Origin of the sequence: Streptomyces inhibens (genome assembly GCF_003389455.1) — a bacterium.
GTDB classification, from domain to species: Bacteria; Actinomycetota; Actinomycetes; order Streptomycetales; family Streptomycetaceae; genus Streptomyces; species Streptomyces inhibens.
Window position 1 is genome coordinate 43,783 of record NZ_QUAC01000021.1, and the last position, 20,892, is coordinate 64,674.

Below are 20,892 nucleotides of genomic sequence, written 5' to 3' on the forward strand. Positions count from 1 at the left end.
GCGCAGAAGGCGAGTCAGGCGGAGAACGGGACGCCGACGCCGCCCGCCTCCGCCGACGACGCCCCCGCCCCGGAGGCCGGCCGTTGATCCGCTGTATCCGGCATACCGCCGCCTTCACCTTCCTTCTCCTCGTTGCGCTGCTGGTCAACGCCGCCCGGGTGCAGGTCTTCGAGGCGGAGGGCTATGCCGGCAATACGGCCAATCGCCGGGTTCCGATCGCCCGTTACGACAAGCCGCGCGGCGCGGTGCTCGTCGCGGGCAGTCCGGTCACCGGGTCCCGGGACAGCGGTGGGCGGCTGCGCTACGAGCGCACGTACACCGAGGGTCCGCTGTATGCGCCGGTCACCGGCTACTCCTCGCAGACCTACGGGACCTCGCTGCTGGAGCGGGCCGAGGACGGCATCCTCTCCGGCGCCGACGACCGGCTCGCCACCTTCCCCTGGTGGGACCATCTCACCCGCACCCACCGGGCGGGCGGCAGCGTCCACACGACCATCAACCCCAAGATGCAACGCGCCGCGTTCGACGGGCTGGGCGGCAAGAAGGGCGCGGTGGCCGCGGTCGAACCGCGTACGGGGCGGATCCTGGCACTGGTCAGCACGCCCTCGTACGACCCGGGTGAGCTGTCCGGCAACAGCCCCGCGGTCAGCGAGGCCTGGCGCCGGCTGAACGGTGCCGAGCAGCGGCCGATGCTCAACCGGGCGCTCCGGCAGACCTATCCGCCCGGCTCCACCTTCAAGGTCGTCACCGCGGCGGCCGCGCTGGAGAGCGGCAAGGTCACCGACATCGAGGCCCGTACGGACTCCCCCGATCCCTACACCCTCCCCGGCACCGCCACCCAGCTCGGCAATGCGGCCAGGGGCTGTGAGGACGCCCCGCTCAAGGACGCCTTCCGGGTCTCGTGCAACACCGTCTTCGCACGGCTGGGCGCCGAGATCGGGCTGCGCGGCATGGTCGATGCGGCCCGGCGGTTCGGTTTCAACGACCGCCGGCTGCGGATCCCCTCCCTCGTGGCGCCGAGCAACTTCGATACCCGGATGGACCCCTCGCAGGTCGCCCTGTCCGCCATCGGGCAGTACGACACCGCCGCCACGCCGCTCCAGATGGCGATGGTCTCGGCGGCGGTCGCCAACGGGGGGCAGCTGATGCCGCCGTACCTCGTCGACAAGGTCACCGACGCCCGAGGTGTCATGGTCGCGGCCGGTCCGCACCGCCCCACCCGCGAGGCGATGGGTCCGGCCACGGCGCAGCAGCTCCAGGACATGATGATCGACGTCGTCGCGCACGGCAGCGGCCGGCGAGCCGCGATCAAGGGCCTCACGGTCGGCGGCAAGACGGGCACCGCCCAGCACGGCGTGCGCAACGAGGGCACGCCGTATGCCTGGTTCATCTCCTGGGCTCGGGAGAAGGACACCTACGAGCCGACGGTGGCGGTGGCCGTGGTCGTCGAGGACGCGGCCGCCGATCGCGAGGACATCAGTGGCGGGGGGAGCGCGGCGCCGATCGCGCGGGCGGTGATGGCGGCGGCAGGCTGAGGGGCGTCTCCCTCTCGACCATTGCCCAGTGGCCTGCGCCCAGGCCTCCCTGCCCGGGTCACAATGGCCGTATGCCTGACGCGAACCCGCCCATGACACCCGCCCGGCCGCCGCTGCTGTCCCTGGCCGAGGTGGCGGCGCTGGCCCGGCGTGCGCATGCGGGGCAGACCGACAAGGCGGGCCGCCCGTATGCCGAGCATCTGGCCGCGGTCGCGGCGGGCGTACGCGAACGCGGTGGCAGCGACGAGCAGATCGCGGCGGCCTGGCTGCACGACGCGGTCGAGGACGAGGCGCTGAGCCAGGAGTGGCTGGCCGGCGCGGCACTGAGCGAGGCGACCAAGGCGATGGTCCTGGCCGTCACCAAACGGGCCGGTGAGCCGGTCGAGGAGTACACCGCGCGCATCCTGGCCACGCCCGGCGCGCTGCTGATCAAGGAGTCCGATCTCGCGCACAACGCCGATCCGGCCCGGCTGGCCGTGCTGGACGCGCCGACACGGGAGCGGCTGACGGCGAAGTACGCACAGGTACGGGCCCTGTTGGGGCTGACCTGACCCCCTCCCCTCCCCTCCCCCGGTTCCGCGCATCGGACACCCGCACAGAAAGATGTCGTACACAGCTAGTCTGCGGCGATGACCACTACGCAGCCCTTGGAGCGCCCTGAGCCCGCAGCAGCGCGTGTGATCGCCGCCCTGGAGGGCGTCGGCGTCCGCCGCTACACCACCGGCCAGGTCATCCTCGACGCCGTCGACTGGACCGTATGCTCCGGTGAGCACTGGGCGTTGCTCGGTGCGAACGGCGCCGGCAAGACCACCGTCCTGCGGCTCATCGGCGCGCTGATGTTCCCCACCGTGGGCACCGTCGAGGTGCTCGGCCACCGGCTCGGCTCGGTGGACGTCCGCGAGCTGCGCGCCGTCATCGGGCTGGTCTCCGGCGCACAGAAGGTTCCGCAGGACGCGACCGGCCACACGGTCGTACTGACCGGCGCGACCGGGACCGTGCAGCCGCTGTGGCGCAAGTACGACGAGGCCACTCGCGAGCGCGCCCATGAGCTGCTCGCCGAACTGGACTGCAAGGAGCTGGCGGACCGCCCGTACGGGGTGTGTTCGGGCGGCCAGCGGGCCAGGATCCTGATCGCCCGCGCGCTGATGGCCGATCCCTCGCTGCTGCTGCTCGACGAGCCCTTCAACGCGCTCGACCTGCCCTCCCGCGAGGATCTGATCGACGCCCTGCACCGACTGGCCCTGGGGCGCCCGGAGTTGGCGACCATCACGGTCACCCACCACCTGGAGGAGCTGTCCCCGGCGATCGGCCACGCCCTGCTGCTGCGCGACGGCCGGGTACAGGCGCGCGGCCCGGTGGACGAGGTGCTGACCGGCGAGCGGATGAGGGCCTGCTTCGGCCGCCCGATCGAGGTGTCCCGGCACGAAGGGCGCTGGCCGGCCAGGTCGGGCAGACGCCAGGGCTGACCCTCCCTACGGCCTGTCCGCCGCCACGTCCGTCTCCCCCTCCCCGGCAGTCTCCCTCTCCCCGGCAGTCTCCCCCTCCCCGGCAGTCTCCCTCTCCCTGACCGTGCCCCTCTCCCCGACCGTCTCCTCCTCCCCCACCGTGTCCCGCACCCCGCTCAAGAACCGGCGGATCGCGGCCTGTTCGCCGGGCTCGAAGGTGGCGAGCAGGGCGAGGGTGCGGTCGATGAGCGGGCCGAAGAACGACTGGCCCAGGGCGACCGCGCGTTCGTCGACCTCCAGCAGGACGCGGCGCCGGTCGCGGGTGTCGCGGACCCGGCGGATCAGACCGAGCCGCTCCAGGCGGTCGATGAGTGCCGTGGTGCCGGCGGAGTTCAGGCCGAGCCCGGCGCCGAGCCGGCCGGGCGTCGACTCGGTGCCGGCGCGGGCCGCGTCCAGCAGGCAGATCAGCGCCCGGAGGTCGGTGGGGTGCAGGCCGTTGCGGCCGGCGAACTGGGCTCCCGCGAGGTCCAGTCGGAGGGTCACCTCGCGCAGGAGATGGACCAGGTCCATTCCGTCCGGTTCCACTGGATCCACCATGGCCGACCGCCTTTCCTCATTCCGGCCCCTCACCCAACCATCCCCACTATTATCTCGTTCAGCGAGATACTTGCCGAACGAGGGGATGCGCACCATGCCGGCAGACATCACCGCAGACGCTCCCGCCCCCACCGCCTCAGCCGCCTCCCGTGCCGCCTCCCGTGCCGCCTCCCGTGCCGCCTTCCGTGCCGCCTACGAGCAGGCGATGGCGCTGTGGCCGGTCCCGGTGGAACGGCTCGATCTGGTATCGGAGTTCGGGACCACCCGCGTCAACGCGTGCGGTCCCACCGACGGTCCGCCGCTGGTGCTGCTGCACGGCGGGGGCGTCACCTCGGCCGTCTGGTACGCCAACGCCGGCGCGCTCTCCCGTACGCACCGGGTCTACGCGGTGGACCAGATGGGCGCGCCGGGGCTCAGCGTGCCCGGCGGACGGGCGCTGCGGCGGCCGGAGGATCTGCCGGCCTGGCTCGACGGTGTGCTCGACGGGCTCGGTCTGGACTCGGCCGCGGTGCTGGGGCATTCGTACGGCGGCTGGATTGCCCTGAGTTACGCGGTGCATGCGCGGGACCGCCTGGACCGACTGGTGTTGCTCGACCCGACACAGTGTTTCGCCGGGTACCGGGCGTCGTACCTGCTGCGCGCGCTGCCGCTGTTCGTACGGCCCGGGGAGCGGAGCACCCGGCGGTTCCTGGCGTGGGAGACCCGGGGCGCGCCGCTCGCGCCGGAACTGGTGCGGCTGATGGGGCTGGGCGCCCTCGCGTTCCGCGGGGCGAAGGTGGTCACCGGGCCGCGGCCGGATACCGCCCGGCTGGGCGGGGCCGGGGTGCCGGTCCTGGTGCTGCTGGCGGAGCGCAGCCGGGCGCATGATCTGCGGCGGGTCGCCGCAGGGGCCGGGCGGATGCCGGCGGACGTACGGATCGAGACCGTGGCGGGCGTCAGCCATCACTCGTTGCCGGACGGCCGGGCCGAGGAACTCGACCGGCGGGTGCTCGACTTCCTGAGGGCCTGAGCCGGCTCACGGCCGCCGCCCGTCCCGCAAGCCCCTCGCACGTCCCTCCTGCCCGACGTACCGCCGTACGCGGCGGGCCGCCGCTTCGCGAGGAGGCTGTCCATCCACAGCGGACGACAAAAGGCAAAGGCAAGGAGATCCCACTCCTTGCCACTCTCAACTTATAGCGGACCGGGGGGCTTGCGGCAAGGCCCGGGTTGTACCGCAGAATCGGCGGCCGAATGCCAGAACCTGCGGATATGGGAGTCACGAAGTGCGAGTGTTGTTGACGACGTGGGGATCGCGCGGAGATGTCGAACCGCTGGCGGGACTGGCGGTGGGGTTGCGGGAACTCGGTGCGGAGGCGCGGGTGTGCGCGCCGCCGGACGAGGAGTTCGCGGCGCTGCTGGCGCGTGTCGGCGTGGAGCTGGTGCCGCTCGGCCCGACGGTGCGCTCGGTGGTCGCCGGCACGAAGCCACCGACGGCCAAAGACGCGTTCCGGCTCGCTCCCGAGCTGGTCGCCGCGCGGTTCGACACGCTCACCGCGGCGGCCGAGGGATGTGACGCGCTGCTGGCGACCGGCCTGATGCCGGCCGGCGCACGGGACGTGGCCGAGAAACTGGGCATCCGCTACGTGCTCGCGTGCTTCCACATCTTCGGGCTGCCGTCGCGGCACTTCCCTCCGGGGCGGCGGCCGGGCACGCCGTCCCCGCAGGACGAGACCGACAACCGGGTGCTGTGGGAGCAGGACGCCCAGCGGGTGAACGCGTTGTACGGCGAGGCGCTCAACAGCCATCGGGCGGCGATCGGCCTGCCGCCGGTGGACAACGTCCGCGACTACGTCCTCACCGACCAGCCGTGGCTGGCGGCGGACGCGACGCTGTGTCCGTCGCAGGGCATGACGGACCTCGACATCGTGCAGACCGGGGCGTGGATCCTGCCCGACGAACGTCCGCTCCCGGAAGAGCTGGAGGCGTTCCTGGACGCCGGCGCACCGCCGGTGTACGTGGGCTTCGGCAGCATGGCCGCGCACGCCCCGAAGGACATCGCCCGGGTGGCCATTGAAGCGAGCCGTGCGCAGGGGCGCCGCGTACTCCTTGCCCGCGGCTGGGCCGACCTGGCCCCGATCGACGACGCCGACGACTGCTTCGTCGTCGGCGAGGTCAACCAGCAGGCGCTGTTCCGCCGGGTGGCCGCCGTCGTGCACCACGGCGGCGCGGGCACCACGACGACGGCCACCCGGGCCGGCGCGCCTCAGGTGGTGATCCCCCTGATCGCGGACCAGCCGTACTGGGCCGGCCGGATCGCCGAGCTGGGCATCGGCGCGGCACACGACGGCCCGACGCCTACCTTCGAGTCCCTGTCGGCCGCCCTCACAACGGCCCTGATGCCCGAGACCCGAGCGCGAGCGAGCGCCGTGGCCGGCACGATCCGCACCGACGGGGCGACGGTGGCCGCGAAACTGCTGCTCGACGCAGTCAGCCGGGAAAGGCCGCCCGTGTCCGCGTGAATCACACGGAATCGTCGAGCCAGGGACCGGCGGGCGACGGCACCGGCTTCCGGGATCGCGGTGTGTCAGGAGTTCCAAGGAGCAGGGAGGACCCCCGCCGGCAGCGGCTCCCGGCGCTCCCGCCACTCCTCGGGGAGCGCCGCCACCCCCGTACGGGCCGCGACCACCCCGCCCGCGATGGCGCAGGTGGTGTCCACATCGCCGAGGCCGGCCGCGGTGGTCCAGAGGGCGGACGCCAGTTCCTCCCACGCGGCGGGGTGCGGCGTGCCGCGATCAGCTCACGGGACGCGTCCACGGGGCGGAACAGCGGGAAGAAGCGCTCCCCGAAGGCGTCGCCGAACGCCAGGCCTTCGATGCTGCCGCGGCCCGGTGGGGATGGTCGTCCATGGCCGAATCCTGCCACGCGGGGCAGTGACCCGCCCCGTTCAGCCCTCCCCCGCCCCCTCCGCGATCGCCGCCGCGACCTCCGCCGTACGGGCCTCCTCCTCGGCGGCGAAGCGTTCCGCGTCCAGCTTTTCGGCGAGCTCCTCGTCCTGGGCCATCAGCAGATCGAGATTGGAGTCGCCCAGGTCGAAGACGCCCATGTCCACATAGGCGCGCTGCAGCCGCTCGCCCCACAGGCCGATGTCCTTCACGCACGGCACTATGCGGCTGAAGAGCAGCTTCCGGAAGAGGTGCAGGAATTCGGAGCGCTCGGTGAATTCGGCGGCCTCCTTGGGGGGAATGCCGAAGTTCTCCAGGACTTCCAGGCCGCGCAGCCGGTCGCGCATCAAATAGCAGCCCTCGATGACGAACTCCTCGCGTTCGCGCAGTTCGGCGTCGGTGAGCTGCTTGTAGTAGTCGCGCAGCGCCATCCGCCCGAAGGCGACATGGCGCGCCTCGTCCTGCATGACGTACGCGAGGATCTGCTTGGGCAGCGGCTTGGTGGTGGTGTCGCGGATCATGCCGAAGGCAGCCAGCGCCAGGCCCTCTATCAGCACCTGCATACCGAGGTACGGCATGTCCCAGCGGGAGTCCTTGAGGGTGTCGCCCAGCAGCGCCTGGAGGTTGTCGTTGACCGGGTAGAGCATCCCGATCTTTTCCTGGAGGAAGCGGCTGTAGATCTCGGCGTGCCGCGCCTCGTCCATGGTCTGGGTGGCGGAGTAGAACTTCGCGTCGAGATCGGGGACGGATTCGACGATCCGCGCCGCGCACACCATCGCGCCCTGCTCGCCGTGCAGGAACTGGCTGAACTGCCAGGAGGTGTAGTGCTGGCGCAGATCGCCGCGGTCCTTCTCGGACATTTTGTCCCAGTACTTGGTGCCGTACAGGGACATGGACTCATCGGGGGTGCCGAGCGGATCCCTGGGATCCACCTCCAGCTCCCAGTCGATCCGCAGATTGGCGTCCCACTGCTTGTCCTTGCCCTTCTGGTAGAGCGCGAGCAGCCGGTCGCGTCCGTCGTCGTACTCCCAGCTGAAGCGGGCCGCGCCGGAGGCGGGCACCTTCCACAGCGGGTCGCCAGGATCCTGCACATAGAGGTCTCGGGTCGACACGGGGCGCCTCCTCGGCTCGCCAAACGCCTTGTCATGGGCGGTGGTTGGCAGGCTCACACGCTTCTTACCGACGGGTCAATAACCCGTGCACGAGGGATTGACGAGCTTGCTGACAAGCAGTCTCATAAGAGTCGTCCCCAACCCGCTAGCGAGGTAGCCACAGCCATGACGAGCGCGCCCACCGCAATGACCGCGACGGACACCGAAGTCCTGCGGGACGCCCTCGGTCTGCTCAAGGACCGGGAACAGGTCGCCGAGCGGTTGCTCGACTCCTCCGCCAAGCACTCCTTCGACCCCGACACCGAGCTCGACTGGGACGCGCCGCTCGAAGCGGGCAAGTGGTTCTGGCCGCCGGAGCTGGTCTCGCTCTACGACACGCCCCTGTGGAAGAAGATGTCGCTGGAGCAGCAGCAGGACCTCTCCCGGCACGAGGCCGCCTCGCTCGCCTCGCTGGGCATCTGGTTCGAGATCATCCTGATGCAGCTGCTCGTACGGCATATCTACGACAAGCCGGTGACCAGCGCACATGTCCGCTACGCGCTCACCGAGATCGCCGATGAGTGCCGGCACTCCAAGATGTTCGCCCGCATGATCCACAAGGGCGGGGCGCCGGCGTACCCGGTCTCCCGGCTCAACCACAACCTCGCCCGCGTCCTGAAGACGGTCTCCACCACCCCGGGTTCGTTCGCCTGCACCCTGCTCGGCGAGGAGATCCTGGACTGGATGCAGCGGCTGACCTTCCCGGACGAGCGGGTACAGACCATCGTGCGCGGGGTGACCCGGATCCATGTCGTCGAGGAGGCCCGGCACGTCCGCTACGCCCGCGAGGAGCTGCGCCGCCAGATGGTCACCGCGCCGCGCTGGGAACGGGAGTTGACCCGCATCAGCTCCGGCGAGGCGGCGCGGGTCTTCTCCCTCGCCTTCGTCAATCCGGATGTCTACACCAATGTCGGGCTGGACAAGCGCGAGGCCGTCGCCCAGGTGAGGGCCAGCGGCCACCGCCGGGAGGTGATGCAGTCCGGCGCCCGGCGGCTGACCGACTTCCTCGACGAGATCGGCGTACTGCGCGGTATGGGCCGCAGGTTGTGGCGCAGCTCGGGCCTGCTGGCCTGAAGGCGTCCGCCGGAGCCCCCGTACGGCACGAGCACATGTGCGAACCGAAATCCGGGGCGGCTACGCTGCTGCCCATGAACGGCAGCGGCATCGCCCCAGCAGTACCCCGACCCGCCTATCGCAGGCTGAGCGTCGAGCAACGCCGCAGCCAACTGCTCGCCGCCGCGCTCGGCCTGTTCGCGCAGCGTGCGCCCGAGGATGTCTCGCTGGACGATGTCGCGGCCGCCGCCGAGGTCTCGCGCCCGCTCGTCTACCGCTACTTCCCGGGCGGCAAGCAGCAGTTGTACGAGGCCGCGCTGCGCAGCGCGGCCGACATCCTGGAGCGCTGCTTCGCCGAGCCGGAGACCGGCCCGCTCACCCAGCGGCTGTCCCGCGCCCTGGACCGCTATCTGGCGTTCGTCGACGAGCACGACGCCGGGTTCAGTGCGCTGCTCCAGGGCGGCAGCGTCGTGGAGACCACCCGTACGTCCGCGATCGTGGACGAGGTACGGCGTGCCGCGGCCGACCAGATCCTGCGGCATCTGGGCGAGCCCGAACCGGGCCTGCGGCTGCGGATGACCGTCCGGATGTGGATCACCGCGGTCGAGGCCGCGTCCCTGATCTGGCTCGACGAGGACAAGCAGCCCGCCCTCGACGAGCTGCGGGACTGGCTGGTCGACCACTTCATCGCGCTGCTGACCGCGACCGCGGCCCGGGATCCGCAGACCGCGCGGGTGACCCGCGCCGCGCTGGCGCTGGAGACCTCCGACGGCCCGGCCGGCGATCTGGCCGGCCGCATACTGCCCGTCGTGAGCGACGCCGCACACCTGCTGCGACCTGCGGCTCCGCTGCGGTGACCGATCGGCGCGCCCCGGCGGCCCGGGGCCCGGCCGCGCGCCCGGTGGTGTGAGACTGAGGGTGTGAGAAGCGAGAACACCCTCTTCGTCGGCGGGCCACTGGACGGCCGGGTCCTGCCGGTGCTGCTCGGGATGACCGGCCAGCCACCGAAGACGTACGAGGTCCCGGTGCCCCACGACGACGGGCGGCCGCCCACGCTGCATGTCTACCGGCGGGTCCCGGGGCGGGTGGGGCGCCTGGGGCTGCCGAAGGGGTGGAAGTACGAGTACGACCCGGAGGGCAAGCCGTCGGGCGGCCTCAAGTGGCCCTGGCGAAAGACCCCTTGAGCCCTCCTGCCGCGGACACGCACCCTCGCCACCCATCTGGTCCGGACCATTGACAGCAGTGGTCTAGTCCTGTTTGCTGCCTGCCCAGGGAGCCGCCCCGCGCCTCTCCGGCAGACCCCACCCCTCAGGGGCGGCCCCCTCCCCACTCGACCCGCGCGCACCCCCTCGTAGCGCCGTCGGCAAAAGGAGCAGCCCCCATGCGCCTCCGGTCCCCCCTGCTGATATCCGCCGCCCTCGCGGGCGCCGTGACCGTCCTGGGCATCACCCCCGAGGCGAGCGCCGCGCGGCCCGCCGCCGCCCTCCCCTCGCACGCCCTCGTCGGCTATCTCCACACCAGCTTCGCCAACGGCTCCGGCTACACCCGGCTCGCCGACGTCCCCGACAGCTGGGACATCATCGATCTGGCCTTCGGCGAGCCGACCTCCACCACCTCCGGCGACATCCGCTTCTCGCTCTGTCCACGGAGCGAGTGCCCCGGAGTGGAGTCCGAGGACGAGTTCAAGGCCGCGGTCAAGGCCAAGCAGGCGGCCGGCAAGAAGGTGCTGATCTCGATCGGCGGGCAGAACGGCCAGGTCCGGCTGACCACCACCGCGGCCCGGGACACGTTCGTCGCGTCGGTCGGCGCGATCATCGACCGTTACGGACTGGACGGCCTGGACATCGACTTCGAGGGCCACTCACTGTCCCTGGACACCGGCGACACCGACTTCAAGAACCCGAAGACCCCCGCCGTCGTGAACCTCATCTCGGCGGTGAAGACCCTCAAGGCCAAGTACGGCGAGAAGTTCACCCTCACCATGGCGCCGGAGACCTTCTTCGTCCAGCTGGGCCACCAGTACTACGGCTCGGGCCCCTTCGGCGGCCAGGACCCGCGGGCCGGCGCCTACCTCCCGGTCATCCACGCGCTGCGCGACGACCTCACCCTGCTGCATGTGCAGGACTACAACTCGGGCCCGGTCATGGGCCTGGACGAGCAGTACCACACCATGGGCGGCGCGGACTTCCACATCGCGATGACGGACATGCTGCTGGCCGGCTTCCCGGTGGCCGGCAACAAGGACAATGTCTTCCCGCCCCTGAAGCCCTCCCAGGTCGCGATCGGCCTGCCGGCCTCCGTCAACGCGGGCAACGGCTACACCTCCCCCGCCGACGTCACCAAGGCCCTCAACTGCCTCACCAAGAACACCGACTGCGGCGGCTACCGACCGCACGGCGCGTGGCCCGATCTGCGCGGGCTGATGACCTGGTCGGTCAACTGGGACCGCTACGGCAACTGGGAGTTCCAGAAGAACTTCGACGGCTACTTCGGCGGCTGACGGCGTCCGCCGGACCGGTTCCGGGACGGGCCCGGTCCGGCGGGGCGCCCCGGCGGATCAGCCGGTCTGCGACGCCAGGTACGCGTTCGCCTTGTCCGGGTCGTAGAAGTAGTTCTCGAAGTCGGACGGGTCGTTGAAGCCGTTGGCGAAGCGGTCGGCGACGCTCTGGAGCTGGCCGGCCGCGCCGATGATGTTCAGTACGTGCTCCGGCGGCGGGGCCAGCATCGCGTTGGTCCACTTGGTGACGTGCGAAGCGGTGTTCCAGTAGCGCTCGAAGGTGCTCTGCATCCAGTCCTCGTCGAAGGGCTGCTCACCGCGCTCGACGATGGAGGCGAGGTAGGACGCCGCGCACTTGGAGGCCGAGTTGGAGCCCTGGCCGGTGATTGGGTCGTTGGCGACGACGACATCCGCGACGCCGAGGACCAGACCGCCGGAGGGCAGCCGGCCGATGGGGTTGCGCACGGTCGGGGCGTAGCGGCCGGCCAGCGTGCCGTTGGCGTCGGTCAGCTCGACCTTGGTGGCGCGGGCGTACTCCCAGGGCAGGAACTTCTCCATCAGCTCCAGCGTCGTGGCCAGGTGCTCGTTGGGGTCCTTGACGCTCTGGAAGACGTCCAGCGGGCCGCCGGGGATGCCCTCCCAGAAGAGGATGTCGGCGCGGCCGGAGGTGGTGAGGGTCGGCATGACGAAGAGTTCGCCGACGCCCGGGACGAGGTTGCAGCGCACCGCGTCGAACTCGGGGTGCTCGGGGCGCGGGCCCAGGCCGTGGACGTAGGCGACGGCGAGCGCGCGCTGCGGGGCGTCGTACGGGGAACGGTCGGCGTTGCGGCCGAACATGGACACCAGCTCGCCCTTGCCGGCCGAGACCAGCGTCAGATCGTAGCGGCTCGCGAAGAAGTCCAGGTCGGAGACGGCCGCGCCATGAATGACGAGCTGCCCGCCGCGCTGCGCGAAGGTCTCCATCCAGCCGGCCATCTTGACCCGCTGGTCGACGGACTGGGCGTAGCCGTCGAGCTTGCCGACCCAGTCGATGGCGCGCTGCGATCCGCCGGGCTCCGCGTGGCTGCCGGGCGCGGCGACCGAGACACCCGCGCCCTCGATGCGCGGGGCCTGGCTCTCCCAGAAGTTGATCTGGAGGTCACGCTCGTTCTGGAGCGCGGTGTCGAACATGCACTGCGTCGACATGACCCGGCCGGAGCGGATCTCGTCGGCGGTGCGGTTGGACATGAGGGTGACCTCATAGCCCTGGGACTGGAGGCCGAGGGCGAGCTGAAGACCGGACTGGCCGGCTCCAACGATGAGTATTTTCCGCATGGCGGCACTCTTCTCTGCTACTGCTGATGTTCGGGGGTGAAGGGTGTGAGGGGTGTGCGGGGTGCGCCGGTGTGACGGAGAGGCCCCGTACGGAGGCCGGTTACTCCGGCGCGGCTTCCAGGGCGTGGCCGACCAGCGCGAGCAGCGCCTCGATCACCGTGGCCCGCTTCCGGGCGTCCATGATCACTACCGGCACGTGCGGGGGCACGGTCAGCGCGTCGCGGACGTCCTCGACGGCGTAGGAGTCGGTCCCCTCGAAGTGGTTGACCGCGACGACATACGGCAGTCCGCAGCTCTCGAAGTAGTCCAGCGCCGGGAAGCAGTCCTCCAGACGGCGGGTGTCGGCCATCACGATCGCGCCGATCGCACCGCGCACCAGGTCGTCCCACATGAACCAGAAGCGCTGCTGTCCGGGCGTGCCGAACAGATACAGCACCAGCTCCTGGTCGAGGGTGATCCGGCCGAAGTCCATCGCGACCGTGGTCGTGGTCTTCTCCGGGGTGGCGGTCAGATCGTCCGTATCCGCGCTGGCCTGTGTCATCACCGCCTCGGTCTGGAGCGGGGTGATCTCCGAGACCGCTCCGACGAAGGTGGTCTTGCCGACGCCGAAACCGCCCGCCACCACGATCTTGGTGGCGATCGGCGCCCGCGAACGGTCCGTCTGCCAGCTCTGCAGCCCCGCGTCGGCGGCCGGAGCCGCCGGGTCGGCCCGCCCCACGGAACCGGCGGTCGCCGTCGGCCCGGCCGATATCGTGTCAGAGCCTGTGAAGTCCACTCAGCACCCTTTCGAGCAGCGCGCGGTCCGGCCGGCCGGAGCCGTGCCCGGTGCCGTAGACGCGAATCTTTCCCTGGTCGGCGAGGTCACTGAGCAGTACGCGGACCACGCCCAGCGGCATCTTGAGGAGGGCGGAGATCTCCGCCACCGAGCGCATCCGGCGGCACAGCTCGACGATCGCGCGCATCTCCGGCATCACCCGGTCGCCCCAGCCGCCGGACGTCAGCTCGCGTCGCTCCTCGGGGGCCTCCAGTGCGGCCACGAAGGTCTCGACGAGCAGCACATGGCCGAAGCGCGTCCGCCCGCCGGTGAGCGAGTACGGCCGTACCCGCGAGGGTTTGCGGTCCCCGCCGCGTATGGGGAGTTTGGGAGTACTCACTGGGCGCTCTCCATCGACTTGCGCAATTCACTGCGGAGTTCGGGGGTGAGGACATGGCCGGCCCGGCCGACGAACAGCGCCATGTGATAGGCGATGACACTCATGTCGCAGTCCGGGGTGGCGTGCACTCCGAGCAGCGAGCCGTCGCTGATCGACATGACGAACACGCTGCCCTCGTCCATCGTGATCATCGTCTGCTTGACCGCCCCGCCGTCCATGAGCTTGGCGGCGCCGGCGGTGAGGCTGCCGAGCCCGGACACGATGGTGGCCAGGTCGGCACTGGATCCCCTGGGCCCGTCACTCTCGTCCGGCCGTGCCGCCTCTTCGGTACGGTCCGGATCGGAGTTCAGCAGCAGCAGGCCGTCGGAGGAGACCACCGCAACCGAGCGGATACCTGGTACCTCGTCCACCAGGTTGGTCAGCAACCAGTGCAGATTGCGTGCCTGGCTGCTCAGTCCTTGTCCGTAAGCAGTGGGCGCTTGCGCCTTCAATCGCGTGCCTCCTCGACAACGTGGCTCTCTCCCGGGGCCCCCGCTCCGTCGGTGTCCGTCTGTGGGATGGTCTGCTCCGCTGTACGTTCCGCGATTTCGGCCTCGACCTCCCGTCGGCCGTCTCGCGCCCCCGACTGAAATCCGCCGAGCCGGCGCCGCAGCGCCTCGGCGTTGGCCGCACCGCTCTTGCGCGGGGCGGCGGGCGCCTGTTGCTGCGCCACGACCTTGGGCGTGCGCTTGGGCAGCCCGGTGGCCGTCCGCCGCTTCCCCGCGGGCGGGGCGTCGGCGGTCTGTGGGTCGGCCGTGTCGGCCGGGGAGGCATCGGCGGGTGCCGGGTCCGCCTCCGTGGGTGCCGCGTCCGTGGACGTCGATTCCGTCCCGGGGCGCGTGTGCTGGTCCGGGCCGATGGCGTACGGGTCGGACGCCGGCTGCGCCGCCCGGTCCACGGCCGGGGCCGCGTCGTCCTCGGGCCGCGTGTGCTCGCCGCTGCCGCTGGTGGTGGCGGCGTACGGGCCGGACGACTGCGGGCCGTACGGGCTCGGTTCGCCCGCGGCGTGCGTGGTGGGGCCCGTGGGCTGCTCGGCTGCGGGCGCCGGTGCCGGTTCGGCGGTGACGCCGAGCCCGGCCGCGTCGATCGCGCGCTCCGCGGCGGCGACGAACGGGTCGGGGCCGGGGGCCGGGGCGGGCGCGGGCTCCGCGTCGGCGGTGTCGTCGTGGCCAGGGCCCGGTGCGGCATCGTGCCCGGCGGGCTGCTCGGAGGTCCGGGAGGCGTCCTGGACGGTGTCCTGGCCGATGTCCTCGGCGGGATCCTGACCGGTCTCCTGGGCCGGGATCGGGGCGGCAGCCGCACTGCCGCCCACCGCCACCGGCTCCGCCCTCGTCACCCGCGTCGGCAGCGCGTTGGAGTTCGCCTCGGCGACCGAGCCGGGCAGGGTGTGCGTCACGTCCTGGGTCGCCGGCGACGGCGCGGACGCCGGGGCGGGGCGGGTGGGCAGGATCGAACCGGGCAGGACGACGACGGCGGTGACGCCGCCCTGCTTGGCGTCCCGCAGCTGGACCCGGATGCCGTGCCGGGCGGCCAGCCGCACCACGACGTACAGGCCGAGGCCCAGCGCCTCGTCGACGGTCTCGGAGATCGAGGCGGCCGGGGCGTCCGTCAGCCGCTCGTTGAGCTCGGCCATCCGCTCCGCGGTCATCCCGATGCCCTCGTCCTGGACCGAGAGCATGACCTCGCCGCTCTCCAGCAGCCAGCCGGACAGCTCGACATGGGCGTCCGGCGGCGAGAACGCGGTGGCGTTCTCCAGGAGTTCGGCGACCAGGTGGCTGAGGTCGTCCGCGGCGAAGCCGGCGACCTGGGAGTGCGGCGGCAGCGAGTCGATGCGCACCCGCTCGTAGCGCTCGATCTCACTGATCGCGGCGCGCAGCACGTCCAGCAGCGGTACGGGTCCCGGGTGGCTGGTGCCGTGCTGTTCCGCGCCGGCGAGGACGAGGAGGTTCTCGCTGTTGCGGCGCATCTGCGCGGCGAAGTGGTCCAGCTTGAAGAGGGTTTCCAGCCGCTCCGGGTCCTGCTCGCTCTCCTCCAGCGACTCGATGACGCCGAGCTGGCGCTCCACGAGGCCGAGGGTGCGCAGCGAGAGGTTGACGAACCGGCCGTGCACGCCGGCGTGCACGGCCGCCAGCCGCTCGGTGAGATCGGCGATCTCCTCCTTGAGCGTCTCGCCCTGCTCCTGGAGCACCTCGCGCTCGGCGACCAGCCGCTGCCGGCCGCCGACCAGCCGCTTGCGCTCGCCCTCCAGCTCCGCGGTGCGCCGCGCCAGCTCGCCGACCTGGGCGTGCAGCGCGTTGACCGACCGTACGGCGGCGGCGAATTCGTCGTTGCGGCCCTTGTAGGTGATGGGCTCCTCGTGCGCGGGGTCGGCGGCCACCCGCCTGGCGCCGATCCGCAGCGCCGCCAGCGGCTGGGTCAGGGAGCGGGCGGCCCAGATGCCGGCGCCGACGGCCAGCAGCAGGCAGAGCGCCTCCAGCCCGATGCGGATCTCCAGCTCCGTCACATCGTCGTCACGCAGTGCGCCGAGCCGCTGGATGTCGGCGGTGGCCATGGCGGATTCGACGCCCCGCATCAGCCCGATACGGGCGGTCAGCGCGTTCTCCACCCGCTGGCGGCTGAGCCGCAGATCGGCGGCGTCCAGGCGGGGCTGGTCGGTCAGCCGGGTCAGATAGCGCTCGGCGGTGTTGACGTCGGCGCCGTTGACGGTGCGGTCGTAACGGTCGCGGGCGCCCTGGCTCGCGGACTGCTCGAAGTCGCCCAGCGCGCCCTGTTCACGCAGGTGCGCCACCTGGGCGGCGGCGGTCAGCCGGGGCTGGCTGCCGCCGGCGTTGAGGCCGGCGAGCAGCAGGGCGCGGGCGCCCGCCGCCTGGTCGGTGGCGCGGCCGAGGGCGGGCAGCGCCTGGGTGTCGGCCTCGGCGGAGTCCGCGCGGGCGGGCAGTCCGCGGGCGATGTCGTCGCTGATCGCGCCGAGCGCCTGGATGACCTGGGTGTAGGCCTGGTAGATCTGCTCGGCCGAACCGGGCCCGGTCAGCGCCTGTTGGCGGGTCTGCGGCAGCGCGGCCAGAAGCTTGGCGGCGGCCGCGTACACGGCGGTGTCGCCCGAGGCGTCCTGGGCCTCGGAGCGCAGCTCGCCGATCTGCCGGTCCACGCGGGCGCGCTGGGGCCCGGAGACGCCGGCGGCGTCGGTGCCCACGCCGTTGGCCGCTGTCGCATTGGTCCCGGTGGTGTTGGTCCCGGTCGTGTTGGTCCCGGTCGTGTTGGTCCCGGCGCCATTTGCACCGGTACCGTTCGTCCCGGCAGCGTTCGTCCCGGTGCCGTTGATTCCGGTGCCGTTCGTACCGGTGCCGTTGACCGCGGTGTTGCCGGCCCCCGCGCCCGTACGGCTGCCGCGCCCGGCGGCGACATACGCCGTCATTCCGTCGCGCTCGTCCGCGAGGGAGTGCGCAAGCGCAATGGCGTGGGCGTTCAGCTCGGCGAGATCGACCAGTTGCTGACTGTTGTTGGCGTTGTCGGCCGTGCCGGCGAGGCCGGGGGCACCGGCTCCCAGAACGGCGGCGGCCACGACGGCCACCGCCCCGACGAGCCGGTTGCGCACCCGCGCGGGACGTCGTCCCTCTCGGTCCTCTCCGCCGTCGGCCGTACCCGGCCCCTTACCAGGACCCGAGCCCGTGCCCGGTCCCGAGACCGAACCGGCCGGTGAACCCGGCTTCCCTGCGCCGCCCCGAAGCCGCATCTTCCGCACCGCTGCTCGCATTCCTGTCTCGCCTGCCCACGCCATATGGCGTCGCGGACCCGGCTCGCTCTCCGCTCGCGGGTGCGGATCTGTGCGAAGACCGCAGCAGCGCACACGTCCGCGAGGGGAAACAGCCCGGCTCTGCGCGTCGCGACGAACGTCCTGGCCCCACCCCATGATTCGGGCAACGACCATTCCACCGGCGCCGCGCAGTGGCTCGGCAACACATGCCCGGCCACCTGAACGAGTGAACATCAATCGGAGTTTGACCATCAACTTCCGTGCGGCAACGTTTTCGGTCGCAACCCCGGGCAACCCCCGGACGGGTTTGGAGATGCGTCCCGGTCCTGGCAGGATGCGCGCCCGCACACCGCCGGCCCTGCGGTCCTTACCTTCGGTAAGCCGCATACCCGGCCGTACGCCAACGCCGCTGCGCGCACCCGGCCACCGGGGCGAAACCGCGGCCTTCGGCAGACTGACGGGCATGCGCATCGAACTCGCCACCGAGCCGGGCGACCCCCAACACCCAAACGAGGACTACGCGTCAGTAGCCCTGCCGGCCTCCGGCCAGGGCGGAGTCCTGGTCCTGCTGGACGGCGTGACGCCACCCCCGGAGGACTACGGCTGCGTCCATACGGTGCCGTGGTTCACCGCGCGCCTCGGTGGCGCAATGCTCGAACTGTCGGTTTCACACCGGGATATGACGCTCACTGAGGCGCTGGCCGCGGCCATCTCCCGGACAGCCGATATTCACCGGGCCTCCTGTGACCTTTCTCACGTCCGCACTCCGCAGGCAACTGTGGTCGCCGTACGGTGGTCCGGGGACACCGTCGAGCATCTCGTGCTCTCCGATTCGGTCCTCCTGTTGGAGCGGGCGGACGGCTCGGTGCACCCGGTGCTCGACCCCCGGCTGGACGAACTGCCGCCCGCGGTCCGCGAGCGGCGCGCCGCTGTACGGGCGCTGCCCCGCGGCTCGGCGGAACGGGCCGCCGCGGGCCGGGAGTACGGCCGTGCGGTCGAGGCGCTGCGCAATGCCGAGGGGGGCTTCTTCACCGCGGCCGCCGATCCCGCGGCGGCCGCCCGCGCGGTCACCGGCAGCACGCCACGCGCCGGGATCCGCTCACTGACCGCCCTCAGCGACGGCGCGAGCCGCTGGGTCGAGGTCTTCCAGGAGGGCTCCTGGGCGGACTGCGTGGCGCTGGTTTCCCGGCAGGGCCCGCAGTCGCTCATCGACCACGTACGTGCGGCGGAGGCGGCGGACCCGGAGGGCGCGGCCCATCCGCGCGGCAAGGCGCGGGATGACGCGGCGGTGATTTTTGTGATGCCGTGAGCAACGGCGACGGGCGGTCGCAGGCCACGGGTGACCGCCGTCGTGGACGACGGCAGCGCCGGTGCCCCGCACGGCCGTGCGCTAGGGCGTGTCTTTCGGATCAGTCCGGATCAGCCCGCGGCGTCTGGTGCACTGCACTCGCTGCGCTCGCTCCGTCTCGGCTCTTTGATTCATCCTTCGGATGCCGAGCTGCATCGCAAGGCGGAGCGTCGCCCTCGGACTGGGTGTCCGTGGGTGATGCGACAACGCGGCGTGGGGGTACCCCCAGCGTTAGCTGGGGGAGTGCCGTGCCTGGGGGCACCTCCCAGCGGTAGCTGGGGGAGCGTCGCGGGCCCGGGCTGATCCGAAAGACACGCCCTACGCCTCCTCCCCCTCCTGCCCCGCGTTCAGCTGGTGCAGGAGACGGGCCAGTTCGGCGACCTCGGCGCGGTCCCAGGAGGCGAGGCGGCGGGNTCCTCCCCCTCCTGCCCCGCGTTCAGCTGGTGCAGGAGACGGGCCAGTTCGGCGACCTCGGCGCGGTCCCAGGAGGCGAGGCGGCGGGCGTACTGGGCGCGGCGGCCGGTGCGGACGCGGGTGAAGCGGTCGCGGCCCTCGTCGGTGATGCGGACCAGGACCGCGCGGCCGTCGGCCGGATCCGGTTCCCGGGCGACCAGGCCGAGCCGCTCCAGGGCGTGCAGCTGGCGGCTCATCGTGGCCTTGCCGACGCCGAAGTAGCCGGCGAGGTCGGTGGCGCGCTGAGCGCCGGCGTCGGCCAGCCGGACGAGGAGGCCGTACGCGGCGGGCTCCAGGTCGGGATGTACCTCTCGCGCCAATTCGCCGGAAGAGGCACGGGCCCGGCGGAGAAATACCGCCAATTCACGTTCCAGGGCGAGAAATACGTGGTCCACACCAATCGGCTCGCCGTCCGCCGCCGTACCGTCGGCTCCGGTGTTGTGCACGTCAGCGCCCATTCCCGCTTTCCCTCATCTGAAAGTTTCTGCCATCGGCGGTCGAAGCCGCAGCTCGGCCAGTATTTCGCAGGATTAGACCAACGGCAGCCCAGGGACCCTCTTTTGTCACGCCGGTCTACGCGCGTATCGTGATTTCTGGCATGGCCACACCAAACGGCAAACGTTCCACCGCGCGTCATGCACCGCGCACCTCCGTGTCAGCACGCCGGCGCCATGCCGTCAGATCATCCCCCCTCAGGTCAAACCCACCGAGATCTTCGGAGGCACGTATGTCCGTGCTCAGATCCGGCTCCCCCCATCGCCCCGCACGCTCGCTCGCGACCGTGGCCGGGACCCTTCTCGCGATCGTCTCCCTCCTGATCGGCCTGCCCGGCACCGCCGGCGCGGCGGCCACGCAGCGCGCACCGGAACCCAGCCACCCCGGACAGGACTGGGCCGGTTCCCAGATCGCCAAGCACGAAGGCACGACAGCCGGCATCGCACCGCCCGCTTCCTCGCTCGCGGCGTCCGTCGAAGGCGTGGACGTCAGCAGCCACAACGGCAATGTCGCCTGGTCAACGCTCTGGAACAGCGGAGTCCGCTTCGCCTATGTCAAGGCGACGGAGTCCACGAGCTACACCAACCCGTCCTTCGCGCAGCAGTACAACGGCTCGTACAACGTCGGCATGATCCGCGGCTCGTACCACTTCGCCACGCCCAACACCTCCAGCGGCGCCGCCCAGGCCAACTACTTCGTCGACCACGGCGGCGGCTGGTCCAGGGACGGCAAGACGCTGCCCGGCGCGCTGGACATGGAGTACAACCCCTACGGGGCGACCTGTTACGGGCTGAGCGCGGCCGGACTGGTCAACTGGATGAAGGACTGGTTCGCCACCTATAAGGCGCGTACCGGACGGGACGCCGTCATCTACACCTCCACCAGCTGGTGGAAGCAGTGCACCGACAACTCCGCGGCCTTCGGCGCCATCAACCCGCTGTGGGTCCCCCGCTACGGCTCCTCGGTCGGCGAACTCCCGGCCGGCTGGGGCTTCCACACCATCTGGCAGTACACCTCGACCGGCCCGACGGTCGGTGACCACAACCGCTTCAACGGCGCGCTGGACCGGCTCCAGGCGCTCGCCAACGGCTGACGGAGCAGTAGCGGCCGGCCCGCCCGAGTACGAGGGGCGGGCC

Annotated in this window: 17 protein-coding genes and 3 pseudogenes; 11 read left to right on the forward strand and 9 right to left on the reverse strand. The window is 71.5% G+C overall.

Annotated features, from left to right (window positions below):
• Positions 1-83 precede the first annotated feature (83 nt).
• The 3 genes from DY245_RS03770 to DY245_RS03780 all read left to right on the forward strand — a co-directional run bounded on the left by DY245_RS03770 (position 84) and on the right by DY245_RS03780 (position 3,001).
• Positions 84-1,535, forward strand: a complete 1,452-nt coding sequence (locus DY245_RS03770) for a penicillin-binding transpeptidase domain-containing protein (protein ID WP_128503442.1) — start codon at positions 84-86, stop codon at positions 1,533-1,535.
• Between the two features lie 71 nt (positions 1,536-1,606).
• Positions 1,607-2,086, forward strand: a complete 480-nt coding sequence (locus DY245_RS03775; protein ID WP_128503444.1) for an HD domain-containing protein — start codon at positions 1,607-1,609, stop codon at positions 2,084-2,086.
• 78 nt (positions 2,087-2,164) lie between these two features.
• Positions 2,165-3,001 (forward strand): ABC transporter ATP-binding protein, encoded by an 837-nt coding sequence (locus DY245_RS03780; RefSeq protein WP_128503446.1) that lies wholly within the window; start codon positions 2,165-2,167, stop codon positions 2,999-3,001.
• Between the two features lie 129 nt (positions 3,002-3,130).
• On the opposite strand, the pseudogene DY245_RS03785 reads toward DY245_RS03780, so the two are convergent.
• Positions 3,131-3,577 (reverse strand): annotated as a pseudogene (locus tag DY245_RS03785) (MarR family winged helix-turn-helix transcriptional regulator); the annotation flags it as partial.
• A gap of 94 nt (positions 3,578-3,671) precedes the next feature.
• Here DY245_RS03785 and DY245_RS03790 point away from each other — a divergent pair.
• Both DY245_RS03790 and DY245_RS03795 read left to right on the forward strand, forming a co-directional pair.
• Positions 3,672-4,586, forward strand: a complete 915-nt coding sequence (locus DY245_RS03790; protein ID WP_128503448.1) for an alpha/beta fold hydrolase — start codon at positions 3,672-3,674, stop codon at positions 4,584-4,586.
• A gap of 253 nt (positions 4,587-4,839) precedes the next feature.
• Positions 4,840-6,075: a glycosyltransferase gene (locus tag DY245_RS03795; protein WP_128503450.1), complete on the forward strand. Its 1,236-nt coding sequence runs from the start codon at positions 4,840-4,842 to the stop codon at positions 6,073-6,075.
• A gap of 65 nt (positions 6,076-6,140) precedes the next feature.
• On the opposite strand, the pseudogene DY245_RS03800 reads toward DY245_RS03795, so the two are convergent.
• Positions 6,141-6,317 (reverse strand): annotated as a pseudogene (locus DY245_RS03800) (ADP-ribosylglycohydrolase family protein); the annotation flags it as partial.
• Positions 6,318-6,500: 183 nt separating this feature from the next.
• A complete protein-coding gene (locus DY245_RS03805; RefSeq protein ID WP_128503454.1) occupies positions 6,501-7,610 on the reverse strand; it encodes a ferritin-like domain-containing protein in 1,110 nt (369 codons plus the stop codon).
• 165 nt (positions 7,611-7,775) lie between these two features.
• On the opposite strand from DY245_RS03805, the gene DY245_RS03810 reads away from it, so the two are divergent.
• The 4 genes from DY245_RS03810 (at position 7,776) to DY245_RS03825 (ending at position 11,202) form a co-directional block, all read left to right on the forward strand.
• Positions 7,776-8,723 carry an AurF N-oxygenase family protein gene (locus DY245_RS03810; RefSeq protein WP_244942814.1) on the forward strand — a complete coding sequence of 316 codons (948 nt, stop codon included), beginning with the start codon at positions 7,776-7,778 and terminating at the stop codon, positions 8,721-8,723.
• Between the two features lie 74 nt (positions 8,724-8,797).
• The gene (locus DY245_RS03815) at positions 8,798-9,559 is read left to right on the forward strand and encodes a TetR/AcrR family transcriptional regulator (RefSeq protein ID WP_128503456.1); all 762 of its coding nucleotides are present in this window, start codon (positions 8,798-8,800) and stop codon (positions 9,557-9,559) included.
• A 63-nt stretch (positions 9,560-9,622) separates the two neighbouring features.
• Positions 9,623-9,886 carry a hypothetical protein gene (locus DY245_RS03820; RefSeq protein WP_128503458.1) on the forward strand — a complete coding sequence of 88 codons (264 nt, stop codon included), beginning with the start codon at positions 9,623-9,625 and terminating at the stop codon, positions 9,884-9,886.
• 197 nt (positions 9,887-10,083) lie between these two features.
• Positions 10,084-11,202, forward strand: coding sequence for a chitinase (locus DY245_RS03825; RefSeq protein WP_128503460.1), 1,119 nt, complete (start codon positions 10,084-10,086; stop codon positions 11,200-11,202).
• Between the two features lie 57 nt (positions 11,203-11,259).
• Here DY245_RS03825 and DY245_RS03830 read toward each other — a convergent pair whose 3' ends face one another.
• From DY245_RS03830 to DY245_RS03850, 5 genes are all read right to left on the reverse strand, one after another.
• Positions 11,260-12,513, reverse strand: coding sequence for a styrene monooxygenase/indole monooxygenase family protein (locus tag DY245_RS03830; RefSeq protein ID WP_128503462.1), 1,254 nt, complete (start codon positions 12,511-12,513; stop codon positions 11,260-11,262).
• A 100-nt stretch (positions 12,514-12,613) separates the two neighbouring features.
• Positions 12,614-13,231 (reverse strand): GTP-binding protein, encoded by a 618-nt coding sequence (locus tag DY245_RS03835; protein WP_128503465.1) that lies wholly within the window; start codon positions 13,229-13,231, stop codon positions 12,614-12,616.
• A 37-nt stretch (positions 13,232-13,268) separates the two neighbouring features.
• On the reverse strand, positions 13,269-13,667 hold the full coding sequence (locus DY245_RS03840) for a DUF742 domain-containing protein (RefSeq protein ID WP_128503467.1): 399 nt from the start codon (positions 13,665-13,667) through the stop codon (positions 13,269-13,271).
• Complete coding sequence (locus DY245_RS03845; RefSeq protein WP_128503469.1) at positions 13,664-14,158, reverse strand: roadblock/LC7 domain-containing protein; 495 nt, start codon at positions 14,156-14,158, stop codon at positions 13,664-13,666. The genes DY245_RS03840 and DY245_RS03845 overlap by 4 nt, the downstream gene beginning before the upstream one ends.
• The gene (locus tag DY245_RS03850; RefSeq protein WP_128503471.1) at positions 14,155-17,301 is read right to left on the reverse strand and encodes a sensor histidine kinase; all 3,147 of its coding nucleotides are present in this window, start codon (positions 17,299-17,301) and stop codon (positions 14,155-14,157) included. Before DY245_RS03850 ends, DY245_RS03845 begins: the two co-directional genes overlap by 4 nt.
• 622 nt (positions 17,302-17,923) lie before the next feature.
• Here DY245_RS03850 and DY245_RS03855 point away from each other — a divergent pair.
• Entirely contained in the window at positions 17,924-18,769 is an 846-nt protein-coding gene (locus tag DY245_RS03855) for a protein phosphatase 2C domain-containing protein (RefSeq protein WP_128503473.1), read from the forward strand.
• 453 nt (positions 18,770-19,222) lie between these two features.
• On the opposite strand, the pseudogene DY245_RS03865 reads toward DY245_RS03855, so the two are convergent.
• A pseudogene (locus DY245_RS03865) lies at positions 19,223-19,656 on the reverse strand (MarR family winged helix-turn-helix transcriptional regulator); the annotation flags it as partial.
• A 332-nt stretch (positions 19,657-19,988) separates the two neighbouring features.
• Between DY245_RS03865 and DY245_RS03870 the strand changes: the two are divergent.
• Entirely contained in the window at positions 19,989-20,849 is an 861-nt protein-coding gene (locus DY245_RS03870; RefSeq protein ID WP_128503475.1) for a lysozyme, read from the forward strand.
• The last annotated feature ends 43 nt before the right edge of the window (positions 20,850-20,892 follow it).